The sequence below is a fragment of the Halomicrococcus pelagicus genome, from assembly GCF_050954125.1.
In genome coordinates this window covers 65,725-90,438 of record NZ_JBPBWC010000014.1, presented here as the reverse complement: position 1 = coordinate 90,438, position 24,714 = coordinate 65,725, and the positions used below count along the sequence as shown (strand labels likewise).

Here is a 24,714-nt window from a genome sequence, read left to right as displayed (position 1 = left end):
GATTCCAACTGTCGATTCCCGGCAGCCACAAACTCCGATCGACGGATGCTCGTAGCCACAGGCCTCGCTCGCCGACCCTACGCACTAACGCCATGACGGCCGACGATGTCACTACTGGGGAGTCCGTCTTCGGATCGCAACTCCAGCGGTACGACGCGCTAGTGCTGACGGCACTGGTCTGGTTCCTCGGTAAGTTCCTGCGGTACGCACTCCCGCCCCTATTCGGTCGGTTCGAGGCCGTCTATGGGGTCTCGAGAACCGCACTCGGGGTGGCGTTCACTGGCCTCATGCTGGTGTACGCGACGATGCAGTTCCCTTCGGGACTTGTCGCCGACCGGTTCGGGTCGGTAGGCGTCATCACGGCCGGCGGCGCGATAACCGCCCTCGGCGCACTCGCACTGGTCGTGAACAGGTCATTCGCGGTGCTCGCCGCGGCGATGTTGCTTGTCGGCGCCGGTACGGGGACGTACAAAACGGTCGCCGTAGAGCTGCTGTCACGGATCTATCCGGCCGAGACCGGGCGGTCACTGGGCGTGTTCGAAACGGTCGGCAGTCTCGCGGGTGTCGCGGCGCCCGCGGCGGTGATTGCCGGCGGCGCCCTCCCGGGCGTGTTCGGCCCACCGTGGCGGACGCTCTTCCTCGCTGGCGGCGTCGCGGTGCTGGCAGTCGCCGTCGTATTCGCCATCCGCGTGCCGCGTCACCTCGACGATCGGCCGACTGTCACCGACGAGCGCGATGGCGCGCCGTCGATCGACAAGCATCTTCGCTTGTTCCGGCGGCCACGATTCTCGGCATTCGTCATCGTGACGGTCCTGTCCTCATTTGCGTACAACGGGCTCATAGCCTTCCTCCCGCTATATCTCACCGGGGCGGGGGAACTATCCCAGGTGACTGCGAACCTGCTGTTCGGCGGGTTGTTCGCAGTCAGCCTGGTCCAGCTAGTGACCGGCGAGGCGAGCGACCGTGTCGGTGTCCTGCTCCTCCTCGCCGGGACGCTCGTGACCGCAACCGTGGGTCTCGTCGGGTTGGTTGCGCTGTCGGGTACCGCGGGTCCGCTGGGGCTTGGCGCTTCGGTGGTCGTGTTCGGTATCGGTGCCCACGGGTACAGGCCGGCACGTGGCGCTTACCTAATGGCCGTGCTCCCCGACACAGTCGCGAAGGGGACGCTGGGGGTCGTCCGGACGCTGCTCGTCGCAGCGGGCGCCGTCGCTCCAGCAGTTGTCGGCTACCTCTCTGAGGTGACCGGGTTTCGAGCGGCCTTCACCGTCCTCGCGGCCACGCTGAGCGTTGCAACCTCGCTGATTCTGCTCCTGTGGGTGTTCGACCGATGAGACGCATCACAGCCGACCGGCGAAACCCGTCACTGTCGTCGAAGGCCTGTCTTCGTCGGCCGATGAGAGGTGCTGGTGGACCCGACGGTGCTGTTCGGCGAGGCGCGTTGAGGTCGATGCTGGTTCTCGTCGCGTACCACGAGCGAAACGGTATCATTCGGAAAACTACACGTAACACTCGATATTCGCAGCCATGACTACCAACAAACGAACTACGACGAAGTACGACATCGAACTGATTCCCGGTGACGGCATCGGCCCGGAGGTGGTCGACGCCGCACTTCCCCTCATCAGGACCGTCGCCGATAATCACGGATTCCACTTCGAGGCAACCCACCGCGACTGGGGGACCGAGAACTACCTGGACCACGGTGAGATGATGCCGGAAGACGGCCTTGAGCGTCTCGCCGACGCTGACGCCGTCTTCCTCGGCGCTGTCGGCCATCCTGAGGTGCCCGATCACGTGACACTCCACGGTCTCTTGCTGCCGATTCGCAAGGGGTTCGACCAGTACATCTGTAAGCGTCCAAACGTTCTCTTCGAGGGCATCGAGAGTCCGCTCCGCGGCTACGAGTCCGGCGACATCGACTTCGTCGTTTACCGTGAGAACACAGAGGGCGAGTACGCCAACGTCGGCGGCCGCGAACACCGCGGGCTCGACCACGAGACGGCCGTCCAGTCGGCGCTGTTCACCCGTCGCGGGACCGAACGCATCGTCCGGGCAGCATTCGAGGCCGCCACAGAGCGGGAGGGGTCTCTCACCAGCATCACGAAGTCAAACGCACAGGCCCACAGCATGGTATTCTGGGATGATGTGGTCGAGGACATCAGCGATGAGTTCCCCGACGTGACTGTTGAGCGGTTACTCGTTGACGCCGCGTCGATGGACCTCGTCCGCCGTCCCCACGAGTTCGACGTCATTGTCGCCTCGAACCTATTTGGAGACATCTTGACCGACATCGGCGCCCAGATAACCGGGAGCATGGGCCTAGCGCCGTCGGGCAACGTTCATCCTGGCGAGGAATATCCCTCGATGTTCGAACCTGTCCACGGGAGCGCGCCGGACATTGTCGGTGAGGGTGTCGCGAACCCGCTGGCGACCGTCCTCTCCTGGTCAATGCTGTTTGCAGACCTCGGTGAGACGGCTGCCGCCAATGCCCTCTGGGACGTCGTTACTGACCAGCTCGCCGACGACTCAGCTCCGAGGACGCCCGACCTCGGAGGCGACGCTGGCACTGAGGCCGTCGTCAACGACCTGCGGTCGCGCCTGTGAGCCGACACGGCCGTCCAGTCCGGTGAGCGACCGGTCCGCTGGACGGCCGCGGCGCGTCAGGGGATGTTAATGTCTGCCGCAGCCGTCGCTGTTATAACGGCGAATACGCTCTACTTTGACGGCGCCAGGTGATCCGTATCCTCCGCATTGAATTCCAGACCGCTCCCTCTGGAGTGGTATATGATATGGGGGCACAGCTCCCGGGGGTCCGGAGTATAGACTTTGAGAACGCCTTCTACGCTGACGAGGGCACCTGGATCGAGTCGCTGCTGCTCTCGACGTCAGAGCAGTTCGACCCAGAGACCGCCCTCTCGGACCTCTCACGGGCCGAGCTGTATCACTCCCAGCATGTTTCGGACAGTCAGTCTCACCGGACGAGCTACCGGCTCGTGGTTATCGCAAACGAGCCGTACCCGTTCCTGTTAGGCGTCATCCTCCGAGCAGAAGCCATTCCTAACCGGCTTGTCCTGCGCCACGGCCAGTTCAACGCCGTCGTCACTGTCGAGGAGTGGGAAGGCTTCCGCTCGCTGGCCGACCGGATCCAGGAGCAGTTCGGTCAGTTTGAACTCCGCAGCGTCAGCGAAGTAGACACGACCGGCGAGCCGCTTGGGAGCGGCCAACTCTCACGGGTCCTCCAAAACGAACTCACTCAGGAACAACTCGACGTCCTTGAGGCGGCTCACGAAATGGGGTACTTCGACGTGCCGCGTGAGACATCCGCTGATGATATCGCCACGGAACTCGAAATTGCGCAGTCGACGCTCAGTGAACGTCTGCGCATCGCGGAGAAGCAACTATTGGATCTCGTCTTCGCGTCGGGCGAGTTCGCCGACGCACTCGAGGATACCTAAGGGGTGACCGGTTGCAATACTGGTGTGAGATACATTCCCATATAAAGGACGATGATTATTACTGAAGTTCGGGGGTAGGTTCAGGCCCCTGTAACAAAGAGAGCGACCCGTATGTCCGACGACCTGACCTTCGAGATCGAGAAAGGAAAATCGCGGCGTGGATTCGTCCGCATAGCAGGGACTGCCGGGGCAGCCTCGCTCGCAGGCTGTAGCGGCATATTGGGTGGTGACGATGGCGGTGACGGCGGTGGCGGCGATGGCCGGTCCATCGAGACGAAGTTCTGGGAAGAGTGGCCGGTCGACACCAAAGGTACCGACGCCAACAATCAGGCAGTCAAGTTCGAGTACACCGCGGTCGAGGGCCAGACCGTGCCCAAGGTGACGACGCACTTCGCGAAGGCTGAGACACCGTGGATGCGCGAGCACGCGCTGATGATCAAGGATTCGTTCGAATCCATCGGCGTCCCAGTCAAACTGAAGAATGTCCAGCCCAGCACGCGGTACGGGGAATTCTGGCGTGCCGACATCGGTCATCCGGTGCCGGTGACGATGAACCTCCACGGGCCGGACCCACAGCGCGGCCTCGACCCAAACCCGTTCCTGATGCGAGCCCACCCCGAGACCGGCGGAAACTACTACAACTACAAGAACGACGAGATCACGAAATTGCTCGACAAACAGGCCAAGGAAATCGGGAACAAGCAGAAGCGTGCCAAGATCTGTAAAAAGATTCAACGCAAACTCAGCAAAGACGCCTACATCATCACCACCAATTTCCCGGATGTCATCAACGTAGCCAACACCGCTGACTGGGAGGGATACGTTCCGACTCCAGGTAATGGGACGACCCGCGACTCGTTCATCTGGACGCAGGTGAACCTCCAGCCCAAGGGTAACTCGACGACGTGGGTTAAAGGTGTCACCTCCGGCATGCAGGGGACGAACCTCCCTTGGTCGAGTGGCGGCCAGGAGGAAAAACGTCTGCTGAACGTTTACGACGGACTGTACGATGCCTCGCCGCAACTCGAAATCGTCCCCGGTCTGGCGACCAATCATAAGGTAGTCGACGATACCACCGTCGAGATGGACCTTCGGAAGGGAGTTACCTGGCACGACGGCAAGCCGTTCGGTCCGGAGGACGTCAAATTTAGCGTCGAGATGTACAAGCAGTACACGGCGCCCCAGCAGGGCCCGTTCTACCGGACCATCGACAGCGTTGAGGTGTTGTCGAACAATGGTGGCGGACGCGTCCGGTTCAAGCTCACGGAAGCCGACGCGTCGTTCCTCACCCAGCGGGCCGTCCGAAGCGCCATTATTCCGAAGCATCGCTGGCAGGACGTCGACAGCCCCGGCAAACACAACCCCGACAACCCAATCGGGACCGGCCCATTCAAGTTCAAAAACTGGTCGCAGGGCCAGGAACTGCGTCTCTCGAAGCACGAAGACCACTGGTTGTGGGACGACAAGACCCGCCGAAAATTCATCGGCGAAGAACACTTCGTCCCCGGCGACGGTATCGATGAACTGGTCGAGACCAATGTTGGTAACGTCTCGACGCTCATCGGCGCGATACAGTCCGGCGACATCGATGCCATCGGAACCACCGTCTCCAACGAGCAGGCAAAGCGAGCGGCCAAGGGCAACGGCGTTGAGAAACAGCGGTCCAGGAACTTCGTCCCGACAGACGTCCACCTCAACCACATCGTCCCACTGTTCCGCGACAAGACGTTCCGAGTCGCGCTAAGCCATGCTGTCGACAAGCAGGGCTTCGTCAAGGGTGTTCTAGGTGGCCGCGGCACCGCGATCAAGGGTCAGAATCTCATCACGCAACAACTCAAACCGTACTACGGCGAGACCGAGCCATACGAGTACAATCCGAAGAAGGGTCGGACAATGCTCCAGAAGGCGGGCTACACATTCAACGGTGACGATATGCTCGTTTGGCCCAAGGGCAACGCCTGGAAAGCCTTCGCCAAACGTGTCGAGAACGGCCACGCGACACGCTCTGAACTCAACCAATCGGACTTCTCGTAAACCACACTTCCCCACCTATGAGCTTTCGACGATTCCTGATTAAGCGAACAGCGATCGCCGCAGTACTGACACTGGTCGCGGTCAGCGTCATTTTCGCAACGCTGCGGCTGTTGCCCAGCGACCCGTTCAGCGGGCTGGTCGCCTCGGGTGCGCTTACGCCCGAGCAGGTAGCGGAGTTGCGCGCGATGTACGGGCTCGATGAGCCGATCTGGGTGCAGTACCTGAAGTACATCAAGAACCTGTTCACGTTCCAGTTTGGGGTTTCACTCACTCAGCAGCGGCCGGTAAGTGCTATTATCGGCCCGGCGCTGATGAACACGCTGGTGTTGCTCCTCCCGGCGCTAATCACGACCGCCGTCATCAGTTCCATCGCCGGCATGTACGCCGGCTGGAACCGGGGCTCGTGGTTCGAGCAGGCCGGCATTATCACCACGACGTTCTTCCGGGCGACCCCGATCTTCGTGACGGGTATCCTCATGCTCATCATCTTCTCGTATGGGTTGGGCTGGCTCCCGGCCTTCGGGATGCGCAACCCGACGGCCAGCCCTAAGGGGTACCTCCAGACGTACCTCTCGGTCGACTTCCTGAAACACTACCTCCTCCCCTTTACCGCCACAGTGCTGTTCTACAGCGGAGACTTCCTGATGCTCGCGCGCAACTCGGTCGTTGAGCGCAAAGGCTCGGAGTTCCTGATGCTCCACCGCGCCAAAGGACTCTCCGAGATGGAGCAACTGGCCCGCGCGGGCCGCAACTCGCTACTCCCGCTGGTGACGTACTTTGCGCTCCGGACGGGGATGCTCTTCCAGGGCGTCATCACTCTGGAGGTGGTTTTCGCGTGGCCGGGCATCGGCCGCGCGCTCATCCAGGCCATCCTCAACCAGGACTACCCGACTGTCCAGGCCGCCGTGTTCATCATGGCGCTGGCGGTCATCGTGATGAATCTCACGGCGGATATCGCCTACGCGAAACTGGACCCGACGGTTACGGCAGGTGACGTCTGATGTCGGGGTACAACTTCGACATCGAGACGAGCAAGGACCGTTTCCTCGCGGCACTCTCGCGAGCGCGCCACATGCTGGGGGTCGTCCTCAAGGATGACGCCGCGAAGGTCGGATTCACCGTTCTCGTGGCGTTCGTCTTTCTGGGAGTGTTCGGACCATACCTGGCACCCCATGACCCTATCGAATACACGGTACGAGTCGACTATTCGATAATGCGACTCGAGAGTCCCAGTTCGACTGCGCCGCTGGGGACAACCTCCTTCGGCAAGGACGTATTGAGTCAGTTTCTCGCAGGCGCGCGTCCAACGCTCATTATCGGCCTGTTCGGTGGCGTCGGGACCGGTGTGCTGGGCTTCCTGGTCGGCCTTACGAGTGGGTACTTCGGCGGCCGCATCGATGAGGCGCTGATGCGGCTAACTGATCTGACGTTCGCGCTCCCGTTCCTGCCGATGGCGCTGCTGATCCTGTCGTTCATGACGCCGAGTATCTGGCTCATCACCGCCGTGCTGGTCGTCTTCCTCTGGAAGATGCCCGCGCGGGTCATCCGCTCCGAGGTAATGACGGTCAAGGAACGGACGTTCGTAAAGTCGGCCCGGGCACGCGGCGCCGGCCACCTGAGGACGATGTTCCTGCACGTCGCGCCGAACGTACTCGGTATCGGCTTCCTCTACACCGCCTACGCCGTTGGATGGTCCATCGTCGCTGGCGCATCGCTGGCCTTCCTGGGCTTCGGCGACCCGACAACCACCTCCTGGGGACGGATGCTTCAGCAGGTGTTCCGCTCGGGCGCGATACGCGTCGCGTGGTGGTGGGTCCTGCCGCCGGCTATCGGCATTGCCGCCGTCACCACCGCGGTCTTCCTGGTCGGCCGGGCGTTTGAGGAGATAGTCAACCCCGATCTGCAAACGGAGCAAGAATGAGTCTACTCGAAGTCGACGACGTGAAGATCACGTATCGAACCACCAACAAGGACGTCCACGCCGTCAATAACGTCTCCTTCTCCATCGACGAGGGAGACAACTATGGGCTGGTCGGCGAGTCCGGCTGCGGGAAGTCAACCGTCGCTAAGAAGGTTATGGGCCTGCTCGACGACAACGGCGAGGTCCAATCTGGGAGTATTCGGTTCAAGGGCCGCGAACTACTCGGCCTCTCCGAGACGGAGTGGCAGGACGTCCGCTGGAACGAGATCTCGTACATCCCCCAGAGTGCGATGGACTCGCTAGACCCTGTGATGACCGTCGGCGCCCAGATCCGGCAGGCCATCCACAAACATAAGAACGTCTCGAAAATGGAGGCCAACGAACGTGTTGCGGAGGTGTTCGAAATCGTCGGCCTCGACCCGGCCCGAACGAGCGACTACCCCCACGAGTTCTCGGGCGGGATGCGCCAGCGCGTCACCATCGCGATGGCGTTGGTGCTTGACCCCGACCTCATCATCGCCGACGAACCGACGACCGGCCTCGACGTCATCGTCCAGGACAAAATTGTCGACAAGCTGCTGGAGATCCAGGATGAAATCGACAGCTCGATGCTGCTCATCACCCACGACGTCGGCGTCGTTGCCGAAACCTGCGACCGTGTGTCGGTTCTCTACGGCGGAAAGGTGATGGAACAGGGTGAGACAGACGACGTATTCGACCGCCCGACGAACCCCTACACAATGGGGCTCAAGAACGCCTTCCCGGAGGTCGACGAGTTCGACCAGCAGGCCATCTCCATCCCGGGATCACTGCCGGACCTCACCGAGGAGCCGACAGGCTGTGTCTTCCGTAACCGGTGCCCGTTCGCCACCGAGAAGTGTAGTCAGGGCCATCCGCCGCTGACGGAGAACGGCGACCAGCTGTCGGCCTGTTACTACACCGACGAGGCCGACGAGATGCGAGCGGCGGCTGCCGACCCCAAGACGTGGGGCGTCGACGCTGGGGAGGACCGCGAGGCGGCCCGTGAGGTCGGCGACGTCATCCTCGGAACTGACAACCTCGAGAAATGGTTCGAGCAGACGCAATCGATCTTCGACGACCTGCGCGGTACGGAACCAGACCACGTCAAAGCCGTCAACGGTGTTGACCTGACGGTCCGCGAGGGCGAGATCGTCGGTGTTGCCGGCGAGTCCGGCTGTGGCAAGTCCACCCTCGGCGAGGTGGTCGCCGCGCTTCAGTCCCGGACTGGCGGCGAGATACGCGTCGATGGGACGACGGTCGACGAGCTACTTGACGAAAGCACCAAGCAGTTCCGCTCGCAGGTCCAGTTCATCTTCCAAGACCCCTTCGACTCGCTGAACCCGCGCCAGCGGGTCCGAGCTGCCGTAGCCGAACCGCTCAAGATCCAGGGGTACAACCAGGAGACGATCGACCGCCAGGTCCGCGAGACCATCTCCGACGTCGGCCTCAACCCGCCGGAGAAGTACCTCGACCAGCTCCCGACTCAGCTGTCCGGCGGGGAGCGCCAGCGGGTCGCCATCGCCCAAGCGCTGGTGCTCGAACCACAGCTGCTCATTTGCGACGAGCCGGCGTCGATGCTCGACGTCTCGCTGAAGGCCAATATTCTCAATATCCTGCGGGAGATGGCCGACGAGCGCGATATCGGAATCATCTACATCTCCCACGACCTCGCGAGCCTCTCGCAAATCGCTAACCGGTTAGCGGTGATGTACCTCGGCCGCATCGTCGAATTCGGGGACACCCGGGAAGTTATCCGGAACCCGAAACACCCCTACGCCGCATCGTTACTGGCTGCGTCACCGAAAGCCGACCCCGATGCCGACCGCCAGCGGGTACTGTTGCCGGGTGAACCGCCCAACCCCGTCGACCTCCCCAAGGGCTGTAACTTCGCACCGCGGTGTCCCAAGGCCAGCGAAGAGTGCCGTCAGGCTGACCCCGAGCGCTCCGCCTACCAGGACGGCGACCACGAGGCTGCCTGCTACTTCCCGGTTGAGAACGTCCAGCAGGAACTGTTGGAGCGATATGCCTGCACTCAGGAGGACGAAGACCAATCCGCCGACGCTGCCGAGTCCATCAGCGACTGACTAGATCTGCGACGCTGTCTCGCTTTCGGCAAGTCATATTCTCCTCCGCCTTCAGGCGGAGAAACTTAACGCTTGAAGCCATCTGAACTTGTGGCGACCGAGCGAGTAGACGCGTTACTTCGTGGTCGGCGCTACTCGATGGGTTAGAACCGATGTGGGTAACGACGTGACGGAGACGCCGGCCTTTTCCAGCACAAGCGCTGGGGTGACCACATACCATTGCCGGATAGCCTGACCAAATGAACTTCGTGTTGTACGCGCGACTCATAGGAATTCGCACTGCACTTCAGCGTTCTCACATCACAGGTTGTCGTCTTGTTGAAATCGGCGTGCGTGATACAGAGGATGAGTTCAGCAGCGGCTTTCTCTCACTTCTCCGTTGAATCATACCACAAACCTGCGCCCCACGATAAGCCGGTGCCAATTGCTACCGAAAGTGACCGTTGAATATCGTAAACCAGTGGGTCGGCGAAGAAAACCTCGCAAAAAGCTCCGTAACCACGAGTGCTAAGACGGACATTTTTCCACCGGCAATGAGGAAAGTAAGGGCTGTTCGATTCGTTTCTATCCCCATACAAAAGAACTTTAGATAAATGTGCATTAGTAGTTCCGGTCCTATAGAGTCGCCCTTTTCATATGGTCAACTTGCGCGTTGTCTCTATCAACGTCTAGAAAGAATTCGTGCAAAACTCTGGATTGCTCCGATAATTCCGATCAAGACTCACGGTGTTTTGTCCGTCGATGCAAACAGAGCGAAAGCGGTTTGCGTGTGATGGCACTACAGTGAGCTATGGCGGTTGCGTGGGCACAGTAGGATCACGTGACGAACGTCGACCCAGACAAAGCACTTCGCGACGGAGATACTTACGCTGGCATTGCCGACACAGGAACAGATGCAATCATTATCGGTGGCACTACAAACGTCACAGAAGCACGTGTACAACCGATTCTCGCTGCACTATCTTCGACGGAGATCCCGATATTCGTCGAGCCGACCTATCGCCCGACGCGGTTCCAGACTGAGCAATTCTCCGGCTACCTCGTTCCGATTGTCCTGAATACCGATGACACGATATGGATTATAGGTGTTCATCACGAATAGGCTCGCTCATCCGATCCAGAGTGGGAATACGTGTATCCAGAAGCGTACATTGTGCTCAACCCAGCGTCGTCAGTCGCGATGTATACGCAGTCGAACTGCGATCTAGATGTGAATGACGTCGTTGCCTATGCTGAACACGCCGAACAGGTCCTCGGCCAGGAGATCGTCTATCTCGAGTATTCCGGCACTCTCGGCGATCCAAGTGTTGTCGCTGCCGTACGTGATGTGCTCTCGTCAGCGCAGCTCTTCTATGGGGGTGGAATTCACGATTATGACTCGGCGTACAAGATGGCGAGTGTCGCTGACACGGTCATTGTCGGCGATTTGCTCCATGACACCGGTATCGAGGCAGTTGAGGACACCGTTCGCGGAGCAAAAGACGCGCAGCACACTTCATAATCGTATAGGGCCTCGGTATCAGGTACGCCGTCACTTATGAGGGTGCTTGCTCGGGGAAACAGTCTGGACATAGTCGGAGATCCGTCTCGCTTGGGGCGACGTCCTTCTCTTCTGCGGCCCGAATGGTACCCTCGCTTAGATCGCAGTCGGGGTCGGGCGCGTGCGCTGTCTCTGCGAGTGCGAGAATCGTCATGAGAGAGGGGTAGGACTCCGATTAGAAAGGCGTTCGGGGCATCAGTCATCGCCACGACTTACGGTGCAGAACGATTGATGTAGGTGGTCGAAATTTCGACGGTAGAGGGGGTGTGTTCCTCTAGAACGAGGGTTGGGGCAGTGAAGCAACATACTGCGTAAGAAAGACGACGTAGCAGTGGCCAGTGTGCGTGAGTGATTAGCTGGTTGAGTGCGGAAAACAGTGTCCAAAACTGGTGCTACTCTTAACAGCGATCGCTATACGGCAGGCGTGTGAACTCTTCTACGACACCCTCATCGTCGATGCTAATCGAGAACCACACGTCAATTGTGGCGTGCATGGGGCATCTCTTGGGATGGTTACCAGAGGTGACCCAGCCCTCATGGGAGTGAGTTGCTACTGAACTCTCGAGGACTTTGCGACACGACCAAAAGTATTGCAACTACGAGTCTGGCAATTCGTAATCCACAAGGTCCGGATGGACGCTACCTGAGGCTATAGGCGTCGATAACGGTCGAAAACGCATCTTCATCCTACTCGCGTCAGTCCGCCGCAACGACAATCGCGTCTCGGTGGCTGTCAATTGCCTCAAGGACGGCTTTCCGGTCGTCGTCGTCGACGTTGAACTCGGCCAGTGCGTCGTCGAGGTGGGTCGCGATGGCATCGAAGTCGTCGTGTCCAATACCCATGCCGTCGTGAACCGATTCCATCTCCCCGCCCGTGTACTCGACCGGCCCGCCAGTGACCGAACTAATAAACTGGGTCTGGTGGACGCGCTGTTTCTGCATGTCCACGTCCTCGAAGTAGTGTGCGACCTGCTCGTCGGCCATGACGCGGTTGTAGAATTCGTCGACGACGGCGCCGATCGCGTCTTCTCCGCCGAGTTGATCGTACAGTGTGTCTGTCATCGCGTATGGGTTACCACGTGACCCGAATAAATCCCGCCCCGAATATGTTAGTCGAAAATCATGTATGGGTATGACACGCATGGAGCTAGATCCCCCGACTACAGCCGGCCAAGAGGACGACTAATGACCGACCGACGGCGACAGTCACCAAATCCAAGACGACAGAAATTGTTGCTAACCAGAGTTGGAAGCTATCGATCGTACGAGTACCATCGAGAAGCCTGTCTCAACCAGATTCGTTTTGCCTACCGTCGCAATAAGAAGTCACCAGCCCTGAAAGACACGCCACTCCTTGCACAACAGAAATGGGAAGAATTGGCCGACGATCCACCATGAGCATGTCGAGACATTGCAGACAATCACGGCTGGTTCGACGGTGACCTCGACGCTGCAATCACGGAAGCGATCGAGGAAGGCTATATTGAAGAGCAGGATGGCGAACTTGCGGCGACTGAGCGGGTGCACGAACTGATTCCCGGCCGGCACTATACGATGGATTAGCAGAATAGCTCACTCCACTAGAATTCTGTGCTTCTGGTCGTCGATCCGGAGTCAGTCCAATCCCAGACTGACTTTGAGAGCGTCGTCAATCTCGTCCATCTTTTCGTCGCTCACCTGGCCGAGCGTTCGTTCGATCCGGGCGTCGATATCGACCGTCCGAATCTGATTGAGCAACACGGCCGAATCTTTTGTGACGTCCTCGATGTCCGCGGAGAGTGTGACAACAAACGGATAGTCCGACAGTGTCGAAGTCATGGGCGCGATGATTGTCGTCGGTGAATACTCATTCCCGCGGTCGTTCTGGATGATGACCGCCGGTCGCGTCTTCTTCATTTCTGCGCCCGCGGTCGGATCGAGGCCGACCAGGACGATGTCGCCACGGCGGACCGAGACGTCGCGCCCGCTCATAGGCGATCGTCGGCCTCACGCGAGGCGTTCTGCCACTCGTCGTTAATGCGACGCGCGTCGTCGGCGTGGTCGCGATAGGCGTCCGCGAGCGTGTCGTCGTCGACGTCGGATGCTTTTCGAATTACGATCTGGCCGTCGTCGCGTTCGACGACCACTTCGTCGCCGCCGTGGATGTCCTCCTGCTCGCGGATCCACTTGGGGATCGTGACTTGGCCGCGGTCGCCGACCCGCCGCTTGTTCTGTGGCATGATACTAATTCATACGAGATTCATATTTGTAAAGGTGTCGTACTCCTCCCTCCCTTGTCGCGATCGCGACGAAGAGGGGAACGCCAAACCACAGCACTCCGACGCGAATTTGAGTGTCTGAGCCGTTACTCCGCGTTGACCGTTCGCATGGAGCGGTGTGAAATTGGACGTATACACTCTCCTTGAGTCACATTTGAATATGGGCGACTAGTTGCTTGATCCAAACGATCGGTTCGTATAGAAAGCGCAATGCGGAGAACGCGGTCACCGTCGGTGAATGTCGATGGCTAGCGTCACCGTTCTGAGGATAATCCCAAGCGGGCACTGTCTAGTTTAGCTCCTCCTCGACAGGCGCTCGGTGGTTGAGCGCTTGATGTGGTCGTTGGTGGTTGTAGTAGTGCATAAACTGTTCAAGCCACTGCTGGACGCTCGGCTGACTGCCCACCCAGGACGTATGGAAGCGGTCGATCCGTTGCTTGAGGGTATGAAACCACTTTTCGATCAGGTTTCGGTCTGTGTAGTCGAGCTGACCGCTCAACCCAATTCGAAAGAGGGCAGTCCGATAGCCGTAGCCATCGACGAGAAACAGAGCGTCCGAAAGATCATGTTTCTCGGCTAATCCAGCCAAAAACGTTGTCGCTTGATCGGTGCCATGCTGATCAAACACGGCGATATCGAGTAGCAGCTTTGTTTCGGTGTCGATTGCAGCGTACACCCACGACCACTCGCCGTTGATTTTGACAGCGGTTTCGTCGACCGCGACCCGCGTCGGCGAAGCCGACGGCGGGTCGGCAACACTGTCAGCGACGCGATGTACCCAATGAAAAATCGCTTGGTGTGACTGTTCTATGCCGAAGAGTGCAAGTATTTCTCTTGTCTCTCTGAGTGAACAACCGATTGCATGGAGACGGACGGCGAACGCCCTGACGGGCGTCGCCGTCCGCTCGTTCTCCCAAGATTCTTCTAAATCCGCGTCTAAGCTATCGCTGAGGAGTTCTTCGAGCGCCATGGACACTCGCAACAAGAACTCCTCATCTTCTCAAACTGGCTCAACTAGACAGTGCCTGATGGTGGTCCGGACCTGTCGTAGATTATCGTCTTCCAAGGCCGTTGGTTTATCATAATACTGCTGCCAATTGCGGCACTATCGACGCTGATCGAGGATGCTTGATGCTGCGACGCTGACTTGGTACGTGGTTAGATACATCTCACGAGCGTTCGTCAATTCACACATCTGCTATAACAGGGTTATAGCACGAACTGTGGCTCCGTCATTTTGGATGCTATTTTTATAATTAACAATCCAATTATTCTTCATCGAGCTGGACAGCCAGCACGGGCGTTTCCACTGTTCGGATTACCTTTTCAGCAACGCTCCCAAGGAGCTGCCGGTTAAGACCGGACCGGCCATGGGTGCCGATGACGATGAGATCAATCTCGTGCTCGGTCGCATATGATTGAATCTCTTCGTGGGGTTGCCCAAATTCGACGAGTTCGGTTGTGGTTGGCACGCCGGCATCTGCCGCTTGTGTCGCAACTTCCTCAACAAGCGTCTGCCCTTGCTCACCAAGTTGTTCTTGAATTACCTCCGTGGTCATACCGTCTGCGGCTGGTGCGGCAGTAAGATCGACTGCTGACTGGCCGACAACATGGAGCACATGCAGTTCTGCATCGTATGTTGTTGCGTGTGTAATTGCCTGTTCAACTGCAGTTTTTGTCCCCTCACTGCCGTCGGTCGGAACGAGGATTCGGTCATACATCGTGACTCGTTTTCGCAACCACGCGGAAAATATCTACTGGGCGATGCATAGCGAATGCAAAACCAGCAGTAGTGCCGAACAGTAATCACCCAAAACATCTCTCACCGAGAAGACCAGCCCACATTAGAGTGCGGTTGGCTGAGCACCTAACGAACGGGTACGCTTGAATCGAATGAATGGATTGACGCAATAGAGTACACCCTGAGGTGCGACTTCAACTATTCTGTCGGATAATCGCAGCAAGCTTGCCACATTGCTCGTCTCCATCAATTACACGTGATTCTTGATAACGTGGACGCTATGCCTGTCGTTGCTACCGAACGCCAACAAGAGGGTAATTGATCTAGCTCTACTTTGCCTCAGCCATGGGTGAGTCGGAGGGGCCTTCGCAACCTGCCGACACAATGCGCGAGCGGGTTGACCAGAGTCGGGTGAAGCTCTGGCTCTTCATGGAGGCGAACCGCTGGATTTTGCGGCTAGTGTCTTGGTTGTCGTGTTCGCTACGCTGGTCGTCCCCTTCTATAACGAATCGGTCACGCTGTTGGTTTCACTTTTAGTATTAGGTTGTATTAGCAGCCACAGATTTTATTGTTCACGCCCTGTTTCTTCTCTATATGGCAAACTGGGCAAAATGGTTAGAAGGCGTCAGTGTAACATGGATAATCATCCTTGGTGTCTTCCTGTTTTTCTTCCCAGAGCCGATCTCGTCGGTCGTTGGAGCTATCCTCCTCGGAATCGGGGTTGTCGCCTTTTTCGTCGGATGGTGGGAAGATCGACAAGCGGATTCAACGACGTGAGCTGCCTCTGGAGATATAACTTTCTTGTGTAGTCAATAGAACCTGAATTTGGTGGAATACCAAGTTTGGAGCGCCGTCTCTCGTTCTCTGTTCGTGTGTATTGTGCATCTTGCGCTTCCGACAGCCGCGTGTTCAGCGTCTGTTTATCAGATTTTGGATGGACGACAGTCGCCACTACGATCCCGAAATCGAACGGCAAGGACACTCCTTACTTGTAGAGCTAGATGTAATTCGAAAGCCCCCAACGAACTTGACTCCCGAGCAGATTCCCAACTAGCTGAGAGGCAAGGACGAGAACGTTGCGTTGGATTGCGTACTCGGCGTCCTATTGGAGCCCGCCTGGTTTCCTGGTGCGCTATCGTTGGATGTGGAGTGATTGCAGTTGTTGCGATGATACGACTATGAGTTGTATGTGAACTAGTCCTCTGCCTTTTTGATGAACAATTATCCAGGTATTGGGCATGGATCGAGATATTTATTCGATTCCGAGTCAATGTCTCTATAGTCCCTGCCAGTGCCCGGTTACTCTCTCAGGGTACGGCAGGAGGTGAGAAACACATGTGGCAAGAGTACGTCTTCCTCGCGGGAAGTATCGTCATCATGATATCTCTCATCCCGACGCTTCGGGACGAAGAGGCGAGCGTCCCCCTTCGCACGAGCCTTCCATCGGTCGTCGTGCTGTTCGCCCAAACCCTGGCGTTTCTGTCGATGGGACTGATGTTCTCCGCAGCAGGGACCGGCATGGGATTTGGGCTGTGGTCGCTCATCGCGAAATACAAGTCCTAACCCCACGTACGGTGATACAGTCAGCCCGACGACGCTGAGGCATCATTTTCAGTGATCGTAGTCGAAAGCGGACACTGTTGTAGTCTGAAGATCTGACTGAGTTAGTATACTATACTAACTCCGGGCTGGCCTTTATCGATACTCGTTCGCTAGCGTGAGGTATGACTGAGAATGCGGCTCTCATCGCCAGGTATGCTGTCACTTATGAGGGCGCTTGTTCGGGGAAACAGTCTGGGGACAGTCGGAGATCCGTCTCGCTTGGGGCGGCGTCCTTCTCTTCTCCGGCTCGAATAGTACCTTCGCTTAGATCGCAGTCAGGGTCGGGCGCGTGCGCTGTCTCTGCGAGTGCAAGAATCGTCATGAGAGGGAGATCGGACTCCGATTAGAAAGGCGTTTGGGGCATCAGTCGTCGGACGGAGAACGTGCAGGCTAGATGAGGGTGGTCGTCACCCGGAACTGAATTCGCCGAGTCCAGATTGCTCATGGTCGAGTGGCTCGATCACCGACGGATCGTTGTTAGCTGGGTTGTTGACTCGCGTCGAGATCTCGTACGCTTTCAAATCGTCGTCGGGATACGGCTGACATAACGCTTTGCGCTCATCTGGCGCAGCAGTGAGCCACTGTTCTTCAGCATCCGTCGGGAGCACAACCGGCATCCGATCATGAATTGGCTCCATCACCTCATTCGGATCGGTCGTCAGGATAGTCACACACGAAATCTGCTCTCCGTCACCTTCCCAGCCTTCCTAGAGGCCCGCCATCGCGAACGCAGAGGAGTCTTCTCGATAGACACGATATGGTTGCTTCGGCCCGCTGTTCTGTTTCTGCCACTCGTAGAACCCCGACGACAGGACGAGACACGGTCGGGATTCCCAGGCGTCGGCAAAGACACGTTTCTCGCTGGCGGTTTCCGAACGCACGTTGATGATGCCTTCTTCGGGCTCGTCAGCCCAGAACGGAACCAATCCCCAGTGGTACTGGTCGATCTCGTCGGTCGCCTCATTCGTGATGACTTCTAACGGCTCGCCGGGTGCGATATTGTAGCGTGGCGTGTAGCCGCCATCAGCGACGATGTTCGCGTCGAAGCGGTCCTTAAGATTCTGTTGCTGGATAAAGAGCGCAGTGCGTCCACACATATTCTCTGTACGCGCTCCGGCAGCATCAAGGTATAGTGGGAGACTCTGATTCCGGTGAATCGGAAGAATCGGAAACGGCCCTCTTCCGTTTATATAACTGGACATTGAGAGCGATAACTAGACGATGATTCGCGATGCTCGCGTACTCCAACCCCAGTTCATCCCCGACGAGATCGAGCATCGTAACCCCGAAGTAAACCGTCTTTCCGATTCGCTTCGGCCGATCATGGACAGCCAACCGGGTGAAACCTCCCTCTTGTTAGGTCCGTCTGGGGCGGGCAAGACCTGTATCGCGAAGTACACGGTTGAGCGATTGCGTGAGAACGTCCTGGACATTAACACTCAATACGTCAATTGCTGGCAGGATTACACGCGCTTCCAGGTGCTCTACCGCATCCTCGATTGTATCGACCGCACTGTCGATATCCACCGTCGTTCGACGCCGAAAGACGAATTGCTTGACCGTCTTCGAGCGTACGACGGCCCCCAGTTTGTCGTTATCCTCGACGAAGTCGACCAACTTGAGGATAAGAGCGTCCTTGTCCGGTGGGAACGCCCGGTCATCGTTCTCGTCGTACAGCAACTTCGCGTCGTAACCAAGACGCCGGAGTCGGTCGAAGCCGAGGAACGGCGCGAAGTGACCCATCCGACGCAGGTCGTCCTTAGTGATACGGTCGCCCTTCGGCGGGCCACGGTCTGGCAGCGGTTTAAGATGGGGCGTTTTTGCGCCGAAGACGCGATGAATCCCCCACATGCCGGTCCAGAGATCGTCGACGATGCCCGACCCGTAGAGATGGTCCCGGACAGGAAGCCCATATGGATTGTCCATCCGCTCGAAGTCGCTCTGATTCTGTTCGTGCTGCGGGTCGAGGAAGAACGTGTGCTGTTCGGAGGTGCCGATGATGTTCGAGACGGTGTCCTCAGGAGCCAGCCCCGCCGTCTCGAAGAACCGACCATGCAATTCGAAGTTGTGCTGTTCCTCCCAGACGCCCTGAATTAACCGGATTCGGACCGGGTCGTTCGAGTACGCTTCAAGCAGCGGAGTCGCGGGATCGCCGTGGACGGCGGAACTGAACGAATACGCCGGGTCCGGATCGCCGCGCTTGTAGGTCGGCGCGTTCCGGAGGTTGATTGCCATTGTCCCGGCATTCTCGTTATGTTCCTGCTCGTTATTGATGAACTCCCCGTCGCGGTTGACGAGTTGGGCGAAGTCCTGGTACTGGAGGCAGAACTCCCGGAAGTCGTCCTTTCCTTCCGGCCGTTTGATGATCGCCTGTGAGCCACTCTTAATGGGTTTGCCCGAGTACGGATCGAGGTACTCAGAGCCCTGCGGTTCGACGATCAGCGCACAGAACTCGCCGTGCATCGCATCGTCGATACCGAAGATATGGTCGTGGAAGAATATCGGCCCCTCCTCGTCGGCGTACCACCGGTAGGTGCGCTGTTGGCCTGGCTCTGTGTCTTGGTCATAGTTGAAACCCATTGCGAGCGAGTCTGAGCCTAGGAGATCGAAGCTGACGAAGTGGGGGTGCACGGACACCGGACGGTCCGTCTCGTTTTTGACGTTCACCTTGACACAGTCGCCGACGTTCGCGCGGATGAACAGGGGTTCGGGGTTGAGGTCGCCGTTACGCACCGCTTCGGCATCCTCCTCGAGGACGTAGATGAGTCCTTCTGGGTCGTGGTCGCCGTCGTCGTTGTAGACGATGTCGGTGGGAAGGACGACGATGTTGTACTCCTTCACCGGGGCGTCCTTGCCAGCGGGCGGCCCGCCGAACTCGGTGTTGTCGATGAACGGGTCGCACGGATCGGCGTACGGCGCTCCCGGTTCGATGTCGCCGAGCGCCTGCTTCTCCTTCTGGGTTGGCTGACGGCCGGTTTCCGGCGGGTTGGGTCCTGTCGCCTGGGGGGAGTCTGGTGGTGGACTCCCGGCTTCTGCGGGAATGAAATCCGGGTAGCCGGGGATTGGCGATTCGTCTGGTAGAATCCCTTCTTGGAACGGTAGCTCGTCGGGAACGGGATCGTCGGAAATTGTCGTACTCGGCAGGGGTTTGAGACCGCATTGTTCTTTGTCGAAGATGCGGAACCCAGCCCACATTCCTTCGCCGTAGTGCGGGAAGAGGTGGCAGTGGAAGATGTTATCGCCAGCCGTCCCGTGCGCACCGCCGGCACCGACTTCGAACGCCTCCTCGAAGGTCATTTCCGGCCGAACCGTCTCAATAGGTCCGGACGTTTCCGACCCCCGCGCCTCGCCGTGTCCGGCGACGAAGTAGACGGGGTACGTCGCCCCGAGTCCGATTGTCTGTGAGTCAATCGTGTCCGAGTCCGTTCGACCTGGGATCTTCTTCCAGCGGTGAGCGTGCAGGTGGTGGACGTGGTTCTCCTCGGTCGAGGCCCCGACCGCGATGAACTTCATAGGGTCCCCTTTGTAAACAGGATAAATGTTATCGCCGCCGCCGGGGTCGCCGTTCACCCATGAGTTATAGAAGAACTCCTCCAACGTATCGACGTCGAGATCGGGGACCTCCGGCAAGTCCGGATTGACTCGTTGCCCAGTCGGATCGGCCCGATAGTTGATTGCATGAACTGTCTGGGGGGTATCCGATTCTGGAAACGTCAGGTCCGGAGCCATTCCCTCTGGCGTGTGGTAGTGTGCGACGATCTCGCGATAGCTAGTCCCCATGAACTCCGGATCGTGGATGTCGGCCTGAATCCCGCTCCGCAGCTCCTTGCCCGTGAAGGGGTCGGTCCACGTCGCCCCTTTGGGCTCAACGACCATCGTCCCGAAGAGTCCCTTGCTGAGGAGGTTCACTTCTTGCGGCGGTTCATCGGCACTATCCATTGCGGGATTCGCGAGATCGTAGAAGCAATGGCCACCCTGATGGCTCGCGAACCAGCGATAGGTGATGGAGTCGCCGGGTGCGACCGTCGTGTCCGGATTGAAGCCGACGTTGGCCCCATCCGATTCTTTGACATCGTAGGGGAGACTCGTCTGGTGAATCGATGCCCGCCGATCCAGATCGTTGACGAACTCGATCTCGACGATGTCTCCCTCGTTCGCGCGGATCACAAGCGGGCGCAAGACCGACGTCGGGACGTCCCCATGGGGGTCATCCTGACGTTCGTCCTCACCATGTGTGATATCGAAGTCAACGTCGACCTCGTCGGTGTCCGCGCACTCGTTTCGCTTACACTTCCGCTTCTCTTTCTCCTTCTTCCGTTTCTTTTTCTTCTCCTTCCTCTTCCGCTTCCCTTTCTTCTTTTTCTTCCCTCTCTTGATGCTCGAGTAGAAGTCGAAGCGTTCTTCATCACAATCAGCTGCCTCAAAGGCCTCGTCCGGGAACGTTCCAGATGCCTTACGGGCGGCCTCGAGATCTTCCTCAAGGACGTACATCACGCCCTCGGGCTGGTGGAGACCGAACCGGTTGTATGGAATGTCCACGCAAATCGCATGCACCGTGAATTTTCGCACCTGACCACCCTTTTTAGGTTCGTCTGGAACACTATCAGTTACTTCTTCTGAGGGGGTCGAATCGGATAGGTTCGGATTACCGAGTGCCGCTCCCGTAGCGAGCGCACCGCTTCCCGCCATAAACGAGCGACGTGACGTTCTTATATCGTCTTCAGTCAGTTCGGCATTTTGGTTGCCTTTCTCTGGACTTGATTTCTTGTCTGTCATCGACAACCCAGGTTAACCCGTCTATACATCTTTGTTATCTGGCGCTTGAACTAACCGTAGACACTTCCTGAATACCGTTAGATGCATCCTACTACTGTAGCGTCGGATCTACATGGAAAACTAGCGGAGAAAATTAATTGGAAAATCGACCAATTGAGTGGGAATAAATGAGGTGATTCTCCCATATGCGGTTACTGAACATCGTAGCTATTCGATCCTAGCGTATCCTCGTATTCATACCATCAAAGAAAGAATAAATACTCCATCTAAAATCGGCTATACAAATTCCAAACAAAAATTAGAACAGTATTAAGTGTCCACCAGTTGCTGGACGGCCGTGATTGGCGGTGGGGCTGCTATGAATTGGGGTGCGAGAGTGTTTGGGTGTGGTGATAACGAGGTATGGTCGCTGGGGTTCAAACGAATGGTTGGACGGAAACGGGAGGAGAACGTACGGCGAAGTCGTTAGCTGTTGGAGAGTGGCAGTAACCGGCGCGTGGATACAGTAAGGACGATTGTAATTCCCCCGAGTAAGAGGCTTATCCCTTCGAGTCCTAATAGTGCACTTACGAGACCAAGCCAGAGAATGAGACCGAAGACTGCTGCGAAGAGGAGACGCGTCCAGAATGTGGCGATCCGGTGTTCGTTGTCGGCATCTATTTTTGGCTCATTCAGTGTACTATTATTTCCCTTCTTTGAGGAAATCTGTTCGCTCGTAGGGTCTGTTCCCCTCATACAAACGTACTATATTGCCACCTCCTTTGTTACGAGTTCACAATTAGCATAGATGAACGGTGTAGGGAAAGCCTACGCTCCTTTGCTAGCCGCACTGAGACGGACGACTTCTTCATGCATGGCTTCGAGCATGCTAGTAGGAAATCGACATAGAGGGTATCTGCTTGTCAGTCTAGGACAGTAACTGAGATGGACAGAGCCCTACAATTCTCTGGGTGCAGGAGAGAAGAGCACGAGTGATTTCGGAGTACACTTGTATTTATCACAAATAGCACGTGGAATGGAACTTTCCGGGAAACAAGTGCTAGTAACCGGTGGTGCAGGACTGGTTGGATCACAGATGGCTGCTGATGATCTATCAAACGGCGTTCGCTCGTCTGTTCCTGATGAAGCAACGTTTATTTCTCTCTATTCTTGTAGGTGAGATCCACTATCTGAATGTTTGATAACATGTCGTCATGACGCGAAATACTAATGTTTGGACGGGGCCGTAGAAACGTTCTCATCGGTATCGTTTCCGTGCTCTGTTCGGCTTGATTCTTCTATTTGCTCTTCTTGACTGATTTCTTCCAGGGCTTCTTCGAACTCACTTTCAGTAACAATGTCCTTGAATTCAGCCATACTATCATATAGAATGGCCTAGGTTAAAGCTCTATCTAGTTATATATGTCTGACGCCTCGCTAGGGAAGCCTCGCTGCCCACCGCGGATGAATAGCACGCACTGTCTCTCCTCAACCGGCGAGACAAGCCTGAAGTTCGCGATCATGCGTGAGTACCGACCAAGAGGCCTCCTCTGTCTATCACAGAATAGGTATATTAGATATATTATTGGTTTGTCTGTACAATCCGTCAAAACCCTCTTGGACTATTTGTACTTCTTGACTGACCTCAAGACAGATGGCACGTCGGGCTATCTAGCTGCTGAATTACATTTCGAACGCCATTATGGAAGTATTCGAGATATCACGGACTCTCCTATTCTCTCTCGAAAGGTAGTCCGGAAAGGACCACCTTAACAAACTATGACAGGATGTCACGTCGATTGGCAAGGAACGTAGGGTAGGTAGCACCACGCTCCCTGAATGGATGCGCCATCCTGATTGGGATGCCGGGATAGTCACCGGAAAGGAGACACCCGACAAGTAGCTCTCACTCACTCGACCAAAAAATAAGTTCGGGTACACGAGCGTGTACCGCCTCGAAGACCTGCCGAGATACTCGACCTGCGTTATCTGGCGAGGCCTCGCAGGCTACTGCGCCTGTGACCGTCTCCACAGCTGAAAGAGGCATTCTCTCCCCTCCCCTTCCTAGGAAATTTCATAGCTCCTTCCATGGCAATTTCAATCGTTGAGGGGCAGACCATCGCTTCATTCCGCATTCGACAAACCCCCACCGCCAGCATCACCGGTCGGGGGTGTTTCAAGTTACGGAAGTGCGAGGAGAACGCCCCGCCGTTTACGGCGGGGATGAATCCTCACCCCCACCACAGACCACGTTCGATGTGCAGGACGGCTGTTTTAAGTCACCCAATCCCGTACTATTAGTCGACCGAGGCGGCCTGCCCGCCCACTTACTCGGACAATATCGGGATTCCCTGATTCCACTCAGAAAGCACCCTCTTTCTGTGGTGGGACTTCGGGGTGCAGTCAGCAAAAGTACCTCCGAATCCCCTGCCGGGAGAGGAGTAACGGCTGGTTGGCACAGCCAGTAGCCGTCCAACGCGGTGGCTACAAACCGTAAACATCCCACCCCAGCGGTGCGGTGCCGTGGGAATCCTCGCCCTTCGGGGCGGGGAGGATGTCAATCCCTACTGTTGTCCTGTCGTTCAACAATATACGTCAGCTACGAGTCATTACGTTATGATGGGGAGGTAAGACAACTCGTAGTTGACCACCACGTCGTTCGCTTCGGTTTGGGTGGTGCAACCAGCGTCGAACGCCTCCTGAAGGGCCTGCTGGTAGGCGTCCCTTGTCTCACGGAGTTTCCGCCGTTTATGCGCGTTCGGGTCTACCAGTTTCAGTTCCAACGTCTTGGTGAGTTCGGTCATGTGTCGCCCTCCTCGTGACGCTGGATGTAGTCCTGTACCGTTTCCTGGAAACGTGGTCCGCCGTCCCTGCGTAGTAGCCCCGTGCCCATCCAATTTTCTCGCCGTCGTGGCCGGCGTAGCGGTGGTTGTACTTCCGCGAGGAAATGCCCTTGAACCAGTTGGCAAGAAGGGACGGAGCGTGCTTCGGTGGGCTACTAACGAACAGGTGGATGTGGTCGGGCTGAACGGTGAGGTCGATTATCTCTAAGCCCTTGTCGTCGGCGATTTCGTGGAGGATGTCTCGCACACGGTCGGCGACCTCGCCTTTGAGTACCGAGTTGCGGTCCTTCGGCACCCACACTATGTGGTAGTTGAGGGGGTAGGTCGCGTGCCGTGTGGTCTTCATCCGTGCTGCACATTATGGAGAGCCAGCGTCTTAATACCTTCAGTGAAGCGTGGGAAATCCAATAATGGCGGGACTCGTGGATTGACACACTATGCCTATCGCTTGACCTCCGCC

General features: G+C 57.4%; 16 protein-coding genes and 7 pseudogenes. 13 read left to right on the top strand and 10 right to left on the bottom strand.

Annotated elements, in window-relative coordinates; all coding sequences use genetic code 11:
• Positions 1–92: 92 nt before the first annotated feature.
• The 8 genes and pseudogenes from ACRYA2_RS19765 (at position 93) to ACRYA2_RS19730 (ending at position 11,016) form a co-directional block, all read left to right on the top strand.
• Positions 93–1,331, top strand: coding sequence for an MFS transporter (locus tag ACRYA2_RS19765; protein ID WP_433632122.1), 1,239 nt, complete (start codon positions 93–95; stop codon positions 1,329–1,331).
• Between the two features lie 193 nt (positions 1,332–1,524).
• A complete protein-coding gene (locus ACRYA2_RS19760) occupies positions 1,525–2,604 on the top strand; it encodes an isocitrate/isopropylmalate dehydrogenase family protein (protein ID WP_433632119.1) in 1,080 nt (359 codons plus the stop codon).
• Between the two features lie 185 nt (positions 2,605–2,789).
• Complete coding sequence (locus ACRYA2_RS19755; RefSeq protein ID WP_433632225.1) at positions 2,790–3,455, top strand: helix-turn-helix domain-containing protein; 666 nt, start codon at positions 2,790–2,792, stop codon at positions 3,453–3,455.
• 111 nt (positions 3,456–3,566) lie between these two features.
• Positions 3,567–5,489 carry an ABC transporter substrate-binding protein gene (locus tag ACRYA2_RS19750; RefSeq protein WP_433632116.1) on the top strand — a complete coding sequence of 641 codons (1,923 nt, stop codon included), beginning with the start codon at positions 3,567–3,569 and terminating at the stop codon, positions 5,487–5,489.
• A gap of 17 nt (positions 5,490–5,506) precedes the next feature.
• Positions 5,507–6,490 (top strand): ABC transporter permease, encoded by a 984-nt coding sequence (locus ACRYA2_RS19745; RefSeq protein ID WP_433632113.1) that lies wholly within the window; start codon positions 5,507–5,509, stop codon positions 6,488–6,490.
• Positions 6,490–7,410: an ABC transporter permease gene (locus tag ACRYA2_RS19740; RefSeq protein ID WP_433632110.1), complete on the top strand. Its 921-nt coding sequence runs from the start codon at positions 6,490–6,492 to the stop codon at positions 7,408–7,410. The genes ACRYA2_RS19745 and ACRYA2_RS19740 overlap by 1 nt, the downstream gene beginning before the upstream one ends.
• The gene (locus ACRYA2_RS19735) at positions 7,407–9,515 is read left to right on the top strand and encodes a dipeptide ABC transporter ATP-binding protein (RefSeq protein WP_433632107.1); all 2,109 of its coding nucleotides are present in this window, start codon (positions 7,407–7,409) and stop codon (positions 9,513–9,515) included. The genes ACRYA2_RS19740 and ACRYA2_RS19735 overlap by 4 nt, the downstream gene beginning before the upstream one ends.
• Before the next feature lie 820 nt (positions 9,516–10,335).
• Positions 10,336–11,016, top strand: a pseudogene (locus ACRYA2_RS19730) (geranylgeranylglyceryl/heptaprenylglyceryl phosphate synthase).
• Positions 11,017–11,751: 735 nt separating this feature from the next.
• Here the strand turns inward: ACRYA2_RS19730 and ACRYA2_RS19725 are convergent.
• The 5 genes from ACRYA2_RS19725 to ACRYA2_RS19705 form a co-directional block, all read right to left on the bottom strand.
• Complete coding sequence (locus ACRYA2_RS19725; RefSeq protein WP_433632104.1) at positions 11,752–12,117, bottom strand: group I truncated hemoglobin; 366 nt, start codon at positions 12,115–12,117, stop codon at positions 11,752–11,754.
• Positions 12,118–12,669: 552 nt separating this feature from the next.
• Positions 12,670–13,026, bottom strand: coding sequence for a type II toxin-antitoxin system PemK/MazF family toxin (locus ACRYA2_RS19720; RefSeq protein ID WP_433632101.1), 357 nt, complete (start codon positions 13,024–13,026; stop codon positions 12,670–12,672).
• Positions 13,023–13,274 (bottom strand): AbrB/MazE/SpoVT family DNA-binding domain-containing protein, encoded by a 252-nt coding sequence (locus ACRYA2_RS19715; RefSeq protein WP_433632098.1) that lies wholly within the window; start codon positions 13,272–13,274, stop codon positions 13,023–13,025. Before ACRYA2_RS19715 ends, ACRYA2_RS19720 begins: the two co-directional genes overlap by 4 nt.
• 328 nt (positions 13,275–13,602) lie before the next feature.
• Positions 13,603–14,283 carry an IS6 family transposase gene (locus ACRYA2_RS19710; RefSeq protein ID WP_433632096.1) on the bottom strand — a complete coding sequence of 227 codons (681 nt, stop codon included), beginning with the start codon at positions 14,281–14,283 and terminating at the stop codon, positions 13,603–13,605.
• 298 nt (positions 14,284–14,581) lie between these two features.
• Positions 14,582–15,034 carry a universal stress protein gene (locus tag ACRYA2_RS19705; RefSeq protein WP_433632093.1) on the bottom strand — a complete coding sequence of 151 codons (453 nt, stop codon included), beginning with the start codon at positions 15,032–15,034 and terminating at the stop codon, positions 14,582–14,584.
• Between the two features lie 365 nt (positions 15,035–15,399).
• Here ACRYA2_RS19705 and ACRYA2_RS26675 point away from each other — a divergent pair, with 365 nt between their 5' ends.
• From ACRYA2_RS26675 to ACRYA2_RS19695, 3 genes are all read left to right on the top strand, one after another.
• On the top strand, positions 15,400–15,591 hold the full coding sequence (locus ACRYA2_RS26675) for a DUF7972 family membrane protein (RefSeq protein ID WP_472850133.1): 192 nt from the start codon (positions 15,400–15,402) through the stop codon (positions 15,589–15,591).
• A gap of 57 nt (positions 15,592–15,648) precedes the next feature.
• Positions 15,649–15,831, top strand: a complete 183-nt coding sequence (locus ACRYA2_RS19700) for a hypothetical protein (protein ID WP_433632090.1) — start codon at positions 15,649–15,651, stop codon at positions 15,829–15,831.
• A 558-nt stretch (positions 15,832–16,389) separates the two neighbouring features.
• Positions 16,390–16,617, top strand: a complete 228-nt coding sequence (locus ACRYA2_RS19695) for a hypothetical protein (RefSeq protein WP_113277917.1) — start codon at positions 16,390–16,392, stop codon at positions 16,615–16,617.
• Between the two features lie 446 nt (positions 16,618–17,063).
• On the opposite strand, the pseudogene ACRYA2_RS19690 reads toward ACRYA2_RS19695, so the two are convergent.
• Positions 17,064–17,753: pseudogene (locus ACRYA2_RS19690) on the bottom strand (SOS response-associated peptidase).
• 124 nt (positions 17,754–17,877) lie between these two features.
• Here ACRYA2_RS19690 and ACRYA2_RS19685 point away from each other — a divergent pair.
• Positions 17,878–18,294 (top strand): annotated as a pseudogene (locus tag ACRYA2_RS19685) (Cdc6/Cdc18 family protein); the annotation flags it as partial.
• Between the two features lie 798 nt (positions 18,295–19,092).
• Here the strand turns inward: ACRYA2_RS19685 and ACRYA2_RS19680 are convergent.
• Positions 19,093–21,147 (bottom strand): annotated as a pseudogene (locus ACRYA2_RS19680) (multicopper oxidase domain-containing protein); the annotation flags it as partial.
• A gap of 1,300 nt (positions 21,148–22,447) precedes the next feature.
• Here ACRYA2_RS19680 and ACRYA2_RS19675 point away from each other — a divergent pair.
• Positions 22,448–22,570 (top strand): annotated as a pseudogene (locus ACRYA2_RS19675) (UDP-glucose 4-epimerase); the annotation flags it as partial.
• Positions 22,571–22,638: 68 nt separating this feature from the next.
• Here ACRYA2_RS19675 and ACRYA2_RS19670 read toward each other — a convergent pair.
• From ACRYA2_RS19670 to tnpA, 3 genes and pseudogenes are all read right to left on the bottom strand, one after another.
• A complete protein-coding gene (locus tag ACRYA2_RS19670) occupies positions 22,639–22,788 on the bottom strand; it encodes a hypothetical protein (RefSeq protein WP_433632088.1) in 150 nt (49 codons plus the stop codon).
• Between the two features lie 1,253 nt (positions 22,789–24,041).
• Positions 24,042–24,215: pseudogene (locus ACRYA2_RS19665) on the bottom strand (RNA-guided endonuclease TnpB family protein); the annotation flags it as partial.
• Positions 24,212–24,600, bottom strand: a pseudogene (gene tnpA, locus ACRYA2_RS19660) (IS200/IS605 family transposase). The pseudogenes tnpA and ACRYA2_RS19665, both read right to left, overlap by 4 nt.
• Between the last annotated feature and the right edge of the window lie 114 nt (positions 24,601–24,714).